Consider the following 13,058-nt stretch of genomic DNA (forward strand, 5'->3'; position numbering starts at 1 on the left):
CCCGGAGCCGAGCCCCGGGGCCGCCACGCGGTGCAGCGGTCAGTTGCCGGCCAGCTGGCTGATGTCGCGGGCGGCGCCGGTGGAGGCGGAGGTGGTCATGGCGGCGTACGCCTGGAGCGCGGCGCTGACCGGGCGCTGCCGGTCGCGGGGGCGGAAGCCGCCCAGGTCGGCCAGCAGCTTCTCGCGGCGGGCGGCCAGGACCTCCGCGGGCACGTCCAGCTCCAGCGTGCGGCGCGGGATGTCGATGACGATGCGGTCGCCGTCCTCGACCAGCGCGATGTCGCCGCCCGCGGCGGCCTCGGGGGAGGCGTGGCCGATGGACAGGCCGCTGGTGCCGCCGGAGAACCGCCCGTCGGTGATCAGCGCGCACGCCTTGCCGAGGCCGCGCCCCTTGAGGAAGCTGGTCGGGTAGAGCATCTCCTGCATGCCGGGGCCGCCCTTGGGGCCCTCGTAGCGGATGACGACCACGTCCCCGGGCTTGACCTTGCCGCCGAGGATGCCCTCGCAGGCCTCCTCCTGGCTCTCGAACACCACGGCCGGGCCGGAGAAGGTCCACAGCTCCTCCTCGACCCCGGCGGTCTTCACGATCGCGCCGTCGGGGGCGATGTTGCCGTACAGGACGGCCAGGCCGCCGTCGGCGGTGTAGGGGTGCTCGATGTCGCGGATGCAGCCCTCGGCGCGGTCCAGGTCGAGGGACTCCCAGCGCGCGCTCTGGCCGGAAGCCCGGGTGGTGCGCTCGCCGCCGGGCGCGGCGTGGTACATCTCCACGGCCTCGGGCAGCACGTCGGGGGAGCGGACGTCCCACTGGGACAGGAACTCGGTGAGCGACGCCGAGTGGATGCTGTGCACGGTGCGGTTGAGCAGCCCGGCGCGGTCGAGCTCGCCCAGCAGCGCGGGGATGCCGCCCGCGCGGTGGCAGTCCTCGACGTGGTACCGGGGGGTGGCGGGCGCCAGCTTGCACAGGCACGGCACCCGGCGCGACAGCTCGTCGATCTCTTTCAGCCCGAAGTCGACCTGCCCTTCGCGGGCGGCGGCCAGCAGGTGCAGGATCGTGTTGGTCGACCCGCCCATGGCGATGTCGAGGGCCATGGCGTTCTCGAACGCGTCGCGCGTGGCGATGCTGCGGGGCAGGACGGACTCGTCGTCGTCCTCGTAGTAGCGGCGGGCGATCTCCACGACGGTGCGCCCGGCCTTCTCGTACAGGCGGCGGCGCTCGGTGTGGGTGGCCAGGACGGTGCCGTTGCCGGGCAGCGCCAGCCCGATCGCCTCGGTGAGGCAGTTCATGGAGTTGGCGGTGAACATGCCCGAGCACGACCCGCAAGTCGGGCAGGCGCTCTCCTCCATGCGGGCCAGCGTGTCCTCGCCGATCGCGGAGTCGGCGGAGGCGATCATCGGGTCGATCAGGTCGAGCTTGTGGCCGCCCATGACGCCCTCGACCGGCTTGCCGGCCTCCATCGGCCCGCCGGAGACGAACACGGTGGGGATGTTCAGCCGCATCGCCGCGATCAGCATCCCCGGGGTGATCTTGTCGCAGTTGGAGACGCAGATCAGCGCGTCGGCGCAGTGCGCGTTGACCATGTACTCGACCGCGTCGGCGATCAGCTCGCGGGACGGCAGCGAGTACAGCATGCCGCCGTGGCCCATGGCGATGCCGTCGTCCACCGCGATCGTGTTGAACTCGCGCGGCACGCCCCCGGCCTCGCGGACGGCGGCGGCGACGATGTCGCCGACCTCGCGCAGGTGGACGTGGCCGGGCACGAACTGGGTGAAGCTGTTGGCCACCGCGACGATCGGCTTGCCGAAGTCCTCCCGGGCCACGCCGGTCGCGCGAAGGAGCGCGCGGGCGCCCGCCATGTTGCGTCCATGGGTGACCGTTCGTGACCTGAGCGGGGGCATGATGCTCCTCGGCGTGCTGACGTTGCGTGCTGGTGATCTTACGTCGCAGCGGCGGATCGCGCCCTGCCTGCAAGGCCCGTGCCTCCCGTCCCTTCGGGGAGGCGGCCCGCCGGCCCGGCAGAGGTCCCCTGGGGGGTCGGCCTTTCGATGCTACCAACGCCGCCGGCGTGCGGGTCCGCCCAGGGGAGCCGGGAGGACGGGCGGGAACGCGACGAGGGCGCCCCGGGGATCGGGGCGCCCTCGCCAAGCGGTGCCCGGGCGGCCGCGGCCGCCCGGGCCGGGGGACCGGTCAGACCGTCTCCTGCCGCTCGTCCTCCTCCTCTTCCTCGCGGTAGATCGGCGGCAGCGTCTCGCTGGCGACCTTGTAGATGCGCTGCACGTCGGCCTCGTCGAGGATCTTGGGGCGGCGGCGCAGGTAGCCGCGCGCCTGGTTGCCCGCGTAGACGTCGACGTCGCGCACCCGCATGACCTTCCACGGGATGGACGGCCCGTAGATGGCCACCGAGGGCTGCACCGGCACCTCGAAGCCCACCCGTTCGGACAGCATCCGGCTGGCCTGCTCGGCCTCCCAGCGCGCCTCGTCCAGGCGGTCCTTCTTGTTGAAGGGGCCGTGGAACAGCTTGAGGTGCGACAGGGTCCGCACGGGCAGCCGCTTGTCCCATTTCTCCGAGTCGATGGCGTAGACGCCGCTCGGGCCGATGACCAGGTGGTCGATGCGGCCGTCGCTGACGCCTTCGGCGTCGCGCGGGACCGCCCGGGCGTGCAGCACCAGATAGCCCTTCTTCTCCAGGGCGCGCAGCTGCCGCTCGGTGCGGCGCTCGGCCGCCGACGACTTCTGCCAGGCCGCCACGCTGGACGAGGTGCGGGCCCGGTACACGACGTCGGCGATGACCGCCAGTATCGCGGCGGTGAGCCCGATGCGCAGGCTGAACACCACCGCGAAGACGATGAGCACCGCGACCGCCACGCCCGCGCGCACCGCCCAGCGCCGGATCGTGGGATCGTTCAGCAGCTCGCCGTAGGTCTCGGGCCGCGGCGGTAGCCGACCCGGCTTCTTGCCGGGCTCCGGGGAGGGACGGCCGCCCGTCTCCTGGCCGTCGTCGCCCCGCTCCGTGATCGCCATAGGTGACGCTCCGTATTCCCTTCGCGTCGGAAGCATGATCCTCCGTGCGCAGGGTAATCATTGTCGCTGTTCCGCGACTAGTCATGCCGGGTTAATACTTTTGTCGCCACTTCAGTGTGATTCGCCAGGGCGCTGCTCGGGTAGGACGGCTTTCACCCCCTCTTCGCGGCGTGCCGCGGTTGTCATCTTTGAGACCGGCGGCCGCGCGGTCTACCGTTCGACGGTGTGACGCTTCCTCATGACCTCACCGTGCTGCAGCAGGCGGCGGCGATCCGGACCCGCGAGCTGTCCCCGCTGGAGCTGGCCGACCACTACCTGGACCGGATCGAACGGCTGAACGCCCAGGTGGGCGCCTATGTGACGGTGGACGCCGAGCATGTGCGCGAGCAGGCGCGGGCCGCCGAGAAGCGGGTGCTGGAGGCCGCGGGCCCCGAGGAGCTGCCGCCGCTGCACGGGGTGCCGATCCCGATCAAGGACCTGAACATGGTGAAAGATGTCCGGGCCACCCTGGGATCGCGGGCTTTTTCCGATCTGGTGGGGTTTGTCGACGACAGTGTCGTCACACTGCTGAGGCAAGCCGGATGTGTGCTGCTGGGTAAGACCACGACCCCCGAATTCGGTCTGCCCTGCTATACGGAAAGCGCCGTCGCACCCCCCGCCCGCACCCCGTGGGACCTGGAGCGGTCCGCGGGCGGCTCCAGCGGCGGCGCCGCCGCGGCGGTCGCCTCCGGCCTGGCCCCCGCGGCGCAGGGCAGCGACGGCGGCGGCTCGATCCGCATCCCCAGCAGCGTGTGCGGCCTGTTCGGCATCAAGCCGACCCGGGGCCGCGTCTCCCAGGGCCCGGTCGTCCCCGACCTGTTCGGGCTGGCGACCAACGGGCCGATCGCCCGCGGCGTCCGCGACGCGGCCGCGCTGCTGGACGCGATGGCCCGGCCCATGCCCGGCGACCTGTACATGGCGCCGCCGCTGCCGGCGGGGGAGACCTTCCTCGGGTACGCCGACCGCCCGCCGAGGCGGCTGCGCATCGCGCGCAGCGCCGAGCCGGCCGTCCACGGCGTCGAGGTGCACCCCGATTGCCTGGCCGCCTACGAGGAGGCGTCGGCGCTGCTGGAGGAGCTGGGGCACGAGGTGGTCGAGCTGCCCCCGGTGCTCGGCGCCGACCTGGTGCCGGTGTTCGAGACGCTGTGGGGCGTCATGGCCACCCTCACGCCCGTCGAGCCCGACAAGGAGCACCTGCTGCAGCCGCTGACCCGCTGGCTGCGCGAACGCGGCAACGCCGTCGGCGCGTCCCAGCTGTTCCAGGCGCATGCCATGCTGCAGTCGGCGCTGCGCCAGGCGTTCCCCGTGATGAACGAGTTCGACGCGATCCTGCACCCGACCCTGGCCCAGCCGCCCCGCCCCCTCGGCTACTTCCACGACCAGGAGCCCGAGGAGAACTTCGCGCGGCAGAAGGCGTTCACCCCGTTCTGCGCCGTGTACAACGTGTCGGGGCAGCCCGCCGTCAACGTGCCGCTGCACTGGAACGCCGACGGCCTGCCCATCGGGGTGATGCTCGCCGGACGCCTGGGCGGGGAGGCCACCCTCATCTCCCTGTCGGCGCAGCTGGAGCAGGCCCGTCCCTGGGGCGACCGCAAGCCGCCCATCTGGACCGCCTGACTGCGCCCCGCCTCAGGGGGCATGGTCCCCCCGTGGTGGACGAGCAGGTGCATGAGCAGGCGGACGGGCGGTCGGCCGACGAGCGGCTGCGCAGGCTGGCCCGGGCCCACGGCGTCGCCGACAGATACAAGGACTGGCGGGAGCGGGAGACCCCCGTCGCCAAGGAGACCCTCGTGGCGGTGCTGGCCGCCCTGGGGGTGGACGCCTCCACCTCCGGCGCGGTACGCGACGAACTGGCGCGGCTGGAGGAGGAGCGGCGCCGGCTGCTGCTGCCACCCGTCGTGGCGTGCCGCCGCGTACCCGGCGCCGACCGGATCCACGTGCCCGCGGGGACCGAGGTGTCGGTGGAGCTGGCCGACGGCACGACCCTGACGCCGCCCCCGGCGTCCCCTGCGGCCGAAGGCGCCCTCGCCTACACGCTGCCCCCCGATACGCCGCTGGGATGGCATCGCGTGCGCGCACACAGGGGCGCGCAGGAGCAGGACGCCGCGCTGCTCGTCGCCCCGGACCGGCTGCGCACCCCCGAACGGGTGTGGGGCTTCACCGCCCAGCTGTACTCCGTGCGGTCCCGGGCGTCCTGGGGGATGGGCGACCTGCACGACCTGGCGCAACTGGCGGCCTGGAGCGGCCGGGAGCTGGACGCGGGTTTCATCCTGGTCAACCCCCTGCACGCCACCGAGCCTGCACCGCCGATCAGCCCGTCCCCCTACTCGCCGATGAGCCGCCGCTTCGCCGGCCCCCTGTACCTGCGCGTGGAGGACGTGCCCGAGTACCGGGAGCTGCCCGCGGACGACCGGGAGAACATCGCCGCCCTGGCCGCCCCCCTGCGCCTGGACGGGCCCCTCATCGACCGCGACGCGGTGTGGACGGCCAAACGCCGGGCCCTGGAGATCCTCTACCGCGCCTGCCGCACCCCGGCCAGGCGGCGGGCCTACGAGACGTACCTCGAGCGCGAGGGCGCGGCGCTGACCGCGTTCGCCACCTGGTGCGCCCTGGCCGAGGAGCACGGCAACGACTGGCGCCGCTGGCCGTCCGCCCTGCAGGACGCCGGCGGTACCGCCGTGGCACGCGAAGCCGAACGCCTGGCGCCGCGCGTCGACTTCCACGCATGGCTCCAGTGGCAGCTCGACGAGCAGCTCACCGCCGCACAACGCGCCGCAACCGACGCGGGGATGCCCATCGGCATCATGCACGACCTGGCGGTGGGCGTGACCCACTCCAGCGCCGACGCCTGGGTGTACCGGGACGTCTTCGCGGAGGGCATGAGCGTGGGGGCGCCCCCCGACGAGTTCAACCAGCGCGGCCAGGACTGGGGCCAGCCCCCATGGCACCCCCGGCGCCTCGCCCGGGCCGAGTACGCCCCCTACCGGGACATGCTGGCGGCCTGCCTGCGGCGCGGGGGAGGACTGCGCATCGACCACGCCATGCAGGTGTCGCGCCTGTGGTGGGTGCCCGCCGGGGCCTCGCCCGCAGAAGGAACGTACGTCGGCTACGACCGCAACGCGCTGCTGTCCTGCCTCACCTGGGAGGCCGCCCGCACCGACACGGTGATCGTCGGCGAGGACCTGGGCACCGTCGAACCCCAGGTGCGCGAAGACCTCGCCGAACGCGGCGTCCTCGGCACGTCCCTGCTGTGGTTTGAACGCGGCCGCAACGGCCGGCCGCAGCCGCCCGGACGGTGGCGGGAGCTGTCGCTGGCGACCGTCGGCACTCACGACATGCCGCCGATCATCGGGTTCCTGCACGGCGACCACGTCGCCCTGCGCGACCGCCTCGGGCTGCTCACCCGCCCCGCCGCCGACGAGGCCGCCGACCATCGGCGGCTGCTGGCGGGCTGGCTGGAGCTGCTGCACGCCGAGGGCCTGCTGGCCGACCCGCCCGACGTGCTGCTGCGCGCCCTGGCCCGCGGCGCGCACGACCGCGACGAAAAAGTGGCGGCCGCCCTGCACGCCCTGCTGGCGCGCACCCCGGCGCGGCTCATCGGCGTGTCCCTCGCCGACGCGGTGGGCGAGCGCCGCACCCAGAACCAGCCCGGCACCAGCGACGAGTACCCCAACTGGCGCGTCCCCCTCGCCGACGCCGGCGGCCGCCCCGTCCGGCTCGACGACCTGCCCGCCGACCCGCGCGTCGCCGCCGCCGCGGCCCCGGTCAGGGCCGCGACGCGGACGCGGGCGTGACCACCCGCCGTGGCCGCGCCCGCGCCCGCGCGGAGGATCAGGACGCGGCGGCGTCCTTGGCCTGGGCGCGCAGCGCCCGGGCCACGCCGTCGCGGCCCTCCGACAGCAGCCGCACCAGCGCCGCGGGCGGCCGGTGCTCGGCGATGTAGGCCTCGGTGCGGTCGATCGTCGCCTGCTCGATGATCAGGAACGGGTAGGCGACCTCGGCGAACGTCTGCGCCATGTCGCTGCTCCACTCCTGCCAGATCCGGCCGACCTCGGCGAAGAACCGGTCGACGTACGGGCGCAGCAGCTCGGCCTGGTCCGGCTCGACGAAACCGCCCAGCGTGGCCCGGTACACCGCGTTCGGCAGCTTTCCGGAGACGATCCGCTCCCAGGCGGCGGCCTTGGCCTCGGCGGACGGCAGCGCGGCCCGGCAGCCGGCGGCGTTCCGCTCGCCCGCCGCGGTCGGGTCCCGCTGCAGCTCGGCGTCGATCTCGGCCTCGCCCGCCCGGCCCGTCACCACCAGGCGGCGCAGCAGCGACCAGCGCAGGTCGGTGTCGACCGTCAGGCCCTCCAGCGACTGCGAGCCGTCCAGCAGCCCGGCGACGAACGCCAGGTGCTCGTCGGTCTCGGCGACGCCGGCGAACGCCTGGACGTAGGCGAGCTGGAAGTCCGAACCCGGTTCGGCCTCGCGGGCCAGGTCGTACAGGGCGTCGGCCATCAGCCGCCGCCCCTCGGGCCGCCACGCCGGGTCGGCGTACTGCTGCAGCGCCGTGCGCGCCTGCCGCAGCAGCGTCTGGGCCACCGAGATGTCGGTCACGCCGCGGACCCCGGACAGGACCAGCCGGATGTAGTCGCGGGTGGCCATCTCGGCGTCCCGGGTCATGTCCCAGGCCGCCGACCAGCACAGCGCCCGCGGCAGGCCGTCCCGGATGTCGCCGATGCCGTCGATCAGCGTGGCAAGCGAGTGCTCGTCCAGCCGGATCTTGGCGTAGGTGAGGTCGTCGTCGTTGACCAGCACCAGGTCGGGCCGCCGCTCGCCGACCAGCTCCGGTACCTCGGTGCGGTCGCCGACCACGTCCAGCTCCACCCGCCGGCGCCGGACGATCCCCTCGGGCGTGCGGTCGTACAGGCCGATCGCCACGCGGTGCGACCGCAGGGTCGGGTACTCGGCCTTGGCCTCCTGCCGGACGCTGAACGAGGTGAACTTGCCGTCGGCGTCCACCTCGTACACCGGGCGCAGCGTGTTGACCCCGGCGGTCTCCAGCCACTCCTTCGACCACGACTTCAGGTCGCGGCCCGAGGTCTCCTCCAGGGCGTCCAGCAGGTCGCCCAGGACGGTGTTGCCCCACGCGTGCCGCTGGAAGTAGCGGCGCACGCCCTCCAGGAAGTTGTCGCGTCCCACGTACGCCACGAGCTGCTTGAGGACGCTGGCGCCCTTGGCGTAGGTGATCCCGTCGAAGTTGACCTCCACCGCGCGGATGTCGGGGATGTCGGCGGAGATCGGGTGGGTGGACGGCAACTGGTCCTGCCGGTACGCCCACGCCTTCATCAGGTTGGCGAACGTCGTCCAGGACCCCGTCCACTTGGTGGCCTCGGCCTGGCACAGGACGCTCATGTACGTGGCGAACGACTCGTTCAGCCACAGGTCGTCCCACCAGCGCATGGTGACCAGGTCGCCGAACCACATGTGGGCCATCTCGTGCAGGATGGTCTCGGCGCGCCGCTCGTAGGCCGCGTCGGTGACCCGCGACCGGAAGACGTAGTCCTCCAGGAAGGTCACGCAGCCCGCGTTCTCCATGGCGCCGGCGTTGAACTCCGGCACGAACAGCTGGTCGTACTTGCCGAACGGGTACCGCCGGTCGAACACCTTTTCGAAGAAGGCGAAGCCCTGCCGGGTGACGTCGATGATCGCGTCCGCGTCCAGGTGCTCGGCCAGCGAGGCCCGGCAGAACACCCCCAGCGGGATCGCGCTGCCGTCCTCGCGCCGGTACTCGTCGCGCACCACGTGGTACGGCCCCGCCACCAGCGCGGTGATGTAGGTGGACACGCGCGGCGTCGGCGGGAAGTGCCAGCGCCCGTCCTCCTGCGCGTCGGGGGCCTGGTTGGTGACGACCTGCCAGCCCTCCGGGGCGATCACCGTCAGCTCGAAGGCCGCCTTCAGGTCCGGCTGGTCGAAGCAGGTGTACATGCGGTGCGCGTCGGCCGTCTCGAACTGCGTGTACAGGTACACGTTCCGGTCGACCGGGTCGACGAACCGGTGCAGCCCCTCACCCGAGCGCGAGTAGGCGCAGTCGGCCACCACGCGCAGCTCGTTGCGCTCGGCCAGCGACGGCAGCGGCAGCCGGCCCTTGTCGGCGTCGTAGGTCGCGGGGGCGAGGGAGCGTCCGTTGAGCGTCGCCTCCCGCACGACGGCGCCGTGCAGGTCGACGAAGGTCGAGGCGCCCGGCTCGGCGCACCCGAACGATATGACGGTGGTGGACCCGAACCGCTGCTCATCCCTGGTGAGGTCCAGCTCGACCGTGTACGAGTCGACGCTGAGCAGCCGGGCCCGTTCCCGCGCCTCATCGCGCGTGAGGTTGCCTGCCACGTGCACTCCTTGGACGTCTTTGTAAGTGGTCAGTCCATGTCTACCAACCGGCCGGGTCCCGGGTCCCCGCAGCACGGTCATCGGTTTCCCCGGGTTGGCCGGGGAATGGGCGCGCGGGCCCCGGGGTTGGCCCGGATGGACCTACATCCCGGCAGGCATAAGGAGGCCCGCGTTGTCGCAGACCGCGTCGCAGACCGCGTCGCAGACCGCCCGCACCCCGGTCGACTTCTGGTTCGACCCGCTGTGCCCGTGGGCGTGGATCACCTCGCGCTGGGTGCTGGAGGTGGCCAAGTACCGGCCGATCGAGCCGCGCTGGCACGTGATGAGCCTGTCCGTGCTCAACGAGGACAAGGACATCCCCGAGGACTACCGGAAGCTGCTGAAGGACGGCTGGGGCCCGGTGCGCGTGTGCATCGCCGCCGAGCAGAAGTACGGCGGCGATGCGCTCGGCCGCCTCTACACCGAGCTGGGCACGCGCCGCCACCACGAGCGGCGCAAGTTCGACCGGGAGATGCTGGAGGAGGCCCTGGCCGCGGCCGGCCTCGACCCCGCCCTGGCGGCCGCCGCCGAGTCCACCGAGTACGACGCGGCTGTGCGCGCGTCCCACAAGGACGGCATCGACCGCGTCGGCCAGGAGGTCGGCACCCCGGTGATCGAGGTCGAGGGCTCGGCCTTCTTCGGCCCGGTCGTCACCCCGATTCCGCGCGGCGAGGACGCCGTCCGGCTGTGGGACGGGGTGACCCTCGCCGCCTCCGTCGACGGCTTCTTCGAGCTGAAGCGCTCCCGGACCCGGGACCCGATCTTCGACTGAGCCCGGGCCGCGGCCGGTCACCCTGCCCTCACCCTCGGTACATGCTAGTTGCAACCGTCTTGCAGCTGCTAAAAATGTGCATCACACTGTTCCTGCTGAATTCGTACAGGCAGGTGGTGACATGCACGTACCGGACGGGTTCATCAACGCCCCGGTGTCCGTCGCGGCGGGGGTGGTGGCCGCCGGCGGGGTGGCGGTGGCGCTGCGCGGCGCCCGGCGCGAGCTGGACGACCGCACCGCGCCGCTGGCCGGGCTGACGGCCGCCTTCGTGTTCGCCGCGCAGATGCTCAACTTCCCGGTCGCCGCGGGCACCAGCGGGCATCTGCTCGGCGGGACGCTGGCGGCGATACTGGTCGGCCCTTACACCGCGGTGCTGTGCATGGCCGTGGTGCTCGGGATGCAGGCGCTGCTGTTCGCCGACGGCGGGCTCAGCGCGCTCGGCGTCAACATCACGATCATGGGGCTGGTCACGGTCGCCGTCGGGTACGGCGTCTTCCGGCTGCTGCTGCGGGTGCTGCCCGCCACCCGCCCGGCGGTGACCGGCGCCGCGTTCGGGGCCGCGCTGGTCTCGGTGCCCGCCGCGGCCGCCGTGTTCACCCTGATCTACGCGATCGGCGGCACCGCCGAGGTGCCGATCGGCACGGTCGCGGGCGCCATGATCGGTGTGCACGTGCTGATCGGCATCGGCGAGGCGCTGATCACTTCGCTGACCGTGTCCAGCGTGCTGGCGGTCCGGCCGGACCTGGTGCACGGGGCGCGCGGGCTGCTGCGCAAGCCCGAGCTGCGCACGCGTGCCGCGTCCGGTGCCGGAGCCTGAGAGACGGGGGGATCATGACGACCAAGCGGTTCTTCGTCGTCGCCCTGCTGGTGTCGCTCGTGCTGGCCGGGGGCGTCAGCTACTACGCCAGCAGCCGGCCCGACGGACTGGAGAAGGTCGCCGCCGACAAGGGCCTCGACGCGAAGGAGAAGGACCACGCGCTCAAGGACTCCCCGCTCGGCGACTACGGCGTCAAGGGAGTCGACAACGCCCGGCTGTCGGGCGGCCTGGCCGGGGTGATCGGCGTGGGCGCCGTGCTGGCCGTGTCCGGCGGGCTGTTCTGGGCGGTGCGGCGCCGCGGAACCCGTACGGGCGCGGACGCCTAGATGGGCGCCGGCCACGCGCACCGCCTCTACCTGCCCGGGGCCTCGCCCGTGCACCGGCTGCCGCCGCAGTGCAAGCTCGTGGCGGTGCTGGTCTTCGTGGCGGCCGTGGTGGCCACGCCGCGCGAGCGGATCTGGGCGTTCGCCGGGTACGCGCTGCTGCTGGCGGCGGTCGCGGCGGTGGCGCGGGTGCCCTACGGGGTGGTGCTGCGGCGGACCCTGATCGAGCTGCCGTTCGTGGTGTTCGCCCTGCTCATGCCGTTCGTGGCGAGCGGGGAGCGAGTCACCTGGCTGGGGCTGTCGGTGAGCGAGGCGGGGCTGTGGGGCGCCTGGAACATCCTCGCCAAGGGCACCCTCGGGGTGGTCGCGTCCATCCTGCTGGCCGCCACCACCGAGCCGCGCCTGCTGCTGCTCGGGGTCGAGCGGCTGCGCATGCCGCAACCGATCGTCCAGATCGCCGCGTTCATGCTGCGGTACGCCGACGTGGTCGCAGGAGAGCTGCGCCGGATGCGGATCGCGCGGGCCTCCCGCGGGTTCGAGGCGCGCGACGTGCGGGACGCGGGCGTGCTGGCGCGGTCGCTGGGGGCGCTGTTCCTGCGGTCGTACGAGCGGGGAGAGCGCGTCCACCTGGCCATGGTCAGCCGCGGCTACGACGGCCGCATGCCGGCTTGGCACGCCGTCGGCGCCACCGCCGCCCAGTGGACGGCCGCCGCCGCGCTGCCGGCCGCCGCCGCCCTGATCGCCGCCGCAGCCTGGATCATCCCCTGACCTCGGAGTCTTCCATGACCACCTCGGACGAGCGGACGGCGGCGGGGGCCGCCGCACCGCAGGACGACGCGCCCCCCTCGCTGGAGGTGCGCGGCCTGGCGTACGCCTACCCCGACGGCACCCAGGCCCTCTACGGCGTGGACGTCACCATCCGGCGCGGCGAGCGCGTGGCCCTGCTGGGCCCCAACGGAGCGGGCAAGACCACGCTCGTGCTACACCTCAACGGGATCCTGCACGGCGGCCTGGGGTCGGTGCGCGTCGCGGGCCTGGAGGTCGACCCGGGCGACAAGCGGGCGCTGCGGGAGATCCGCCGCCGGGTCGGCATCGTCTTCCAGGACCCCGACGACCAGCTGTTCATGCCGACCGTCCGGGAGGACGTGGCGTTCGGCCCCGCCAACATGGGGCTGCGCGGCGAGGAGCTGGACCGCCGCGTCCGGGATGCGCTGGACCGCGTCGGCATGCTGGAGGCCGCCGACCGGCCGCCGCAGCACCTGTCGTTCGGGCAGCGCCGCCGGGTCGCGGTGGCCACCGTCCTGGCGATGGAGCCGGAGATCCTGGTGCTGGACGAGCCGTCGTCCAACCTGGACCCGGCCGGCCGCCGCGAGCTGGCGGAGATCCTGCTGTCGCTGGACGTCACGGTGCTGATGGTCACCCACGACCTCCCGTACGCGGCCGAGCTGTGCCCGCGTTCACTGATCCTGTCCGGCGGGGTCATCGCCGCCGACGGCCCCACGCCCGACCTGCTGTCGGACGCGGACCTGCTGGCCGCCCACCGCCTGGAGCTGCCGTTCGGGTTCGACCCCGCCGCCATCGCCCGCTGACCCCCGGGCACCCGTCCGACGGGATCGCCGGCGCGCCCCGGCGGTCCCGTCGGCGTTTCTCCGGCGTTTCTCCGGCGTTCCGCTTGCACGCACC

General features: G+C 73.2%; 10 protein-coding genes. 7 read left to right on the forward strand and 3 right to left on the reverse strand.

What is annotated here, in order from left to right:
- Positions 1 to 39: 39 nt before the first annotated feature.
- Together ilvD and QSK22_RS18915 are read right to left on the reverse strand one after the other, a co-directional pair.
- Complete coding sequence (ilvD, locus tag QSK22_RS18910; protein WP_285495544.1) at positions 40 to 1,896, reverse strand: dihydroxy-acid dehydratase; 1,857 nt, start codon at positions 1,894 to 1,896, stop codon at positions 40 to 42.
- A 289-nt stretch (positions 1,897 to 2,185) separates the two neighbouring features.
- Entirely contained in the window at positions 2,186 to 3,019 is an 834-nt protein-coding gene (locus tag QSK22_RS18915) for a nuclease-related domain-containing protein (protein WP_285495545.1), read from the reverse strand.
- 225 nt (positions 3,020 to 3,244) lie between these two features.
- On the opposite strand from QSK22_RS18915, the gene QSK22_RS18920 reads away from it, so the two are divergent.
- Positions 3,245 to 4,675, forward strand: coding sequence for an amidase (locus QSK22_RS18920; RefSeq protein WP_285495546.1), 1,431 nt, complete (start codon positions 3,245 to 3,247; stop codon positions 4,673 to 4,675).
- A 32-nt stretch (positions 4,676 to 4,707) separates the two neighbouring features.
- Positions 4,708 to 6,852, forward strand: coding sequence for a 4-alpha-glucanotransferase (gene malQ / locus QSK22_RS18925; RefSeq protein ID WP_502872331.1), 2,145 nt, complete (start codon positions 4,708 to 4,710; stop codon positions 6,850 to 6,852).
- A 37-nt stretch (positions 6,853 to 6,889) separates the two neighbouring features.
- On the opposite strand, the gene pepN is transcribed toward malQ, so the two are convergent.
- Positions 6,890 to 9,424: an aminopeptidase N gene (gene pepN / locus QSK22_RS18930; RefSeq protein WP_285495547.1), complete on the reverse strand. Its 2,535-nt coding sequence runs from the start codon at positions 9,422 to 9,424 to the stop codon at positions 6,890 to 6,892.
- A gap of 172 nt (positions 9,425 to 9,596) precedes the next feature.
- Here pepN and QSK22_RS18935 point away from each other — a divergent pair, with 172 nt between their 5' ends.
- The 5 genes from QSK22_RS18935 (at position 9,597) to QSK22_RS18955 (ending at position 12,964) form a co-directional block, all read left to right on the forward strand.
- Positions 9,597 to 10,235, forward strand: coding sequence for a mycothiol-dependent nitroreductase Rv2466c family protein (locus tag QSK22_RS18935; protein WP_285495548.1), 639 nt, complete (start codon positions 9,597 to 9,599; stop codon positions 10,233 to 10,235).
- Positions 10,236 to 10,356: 121 nt separating this feature from the next.
- On the forward strand, positions 10,357 to 11,052 hold the full coding sequence (locus QSK22_RS18940; RefSeq protein WP_285495549.1) for an energy-coupling factor ABC transporter permease: 696 nt from the start codon (positions 10,357 to 10,359) through the stop codon (positions 11,050 to 11,052).
- Positions 11,053 to 11,066: 14 nt separating this feature from the next.
- Complete coding sequence (locus tag QSK22_RS18945) at positions 11,067 to 11,378, forward strand: PDGLE domain-containing protein (protein WP_285495550.1); 312 nt, start codon at positions 11,067 to 11,069, stop codon at positions 11,376 to 11,378.
- Positions 11,379 to 12,143 (forward strand): cobalt ECF transporter T component CbiQ, encoded by a 765-nt coding sequence (gene cbiQ / locus QSK22_RS18950; RefSeq protein WP_285495551.1) that lies wholly within the window; start codon positions 11,379 to 11,381, stop codon positions 12,141 to 12,143.
- Between the two features lie 14 nt (positions 12,144 to 12,157).
- Complete coding sequence (locus QSK22_RS18955) at positions 12,158 to 12,964, forward strand: energy-coupling factor ABC transporter ATP-binding protein (protein WP_285495552.1); 807 nt, start codon at positions 12,158 to 12,160, stop codon at positions 12,962 to 12,964.
- Positions 12,965 to 13,058: the final 94 nt, after the last annotated feature.

Source organism: Actinomadura sp. NBRC 104425 (assembly GCF_030269545.1).
GTDB lineage: Bacteria > Actinomycetota > Actinomycetes > Streptosporangiales > Streptosporangiaceae > Spirillospora > Spirillospora keratinilytica.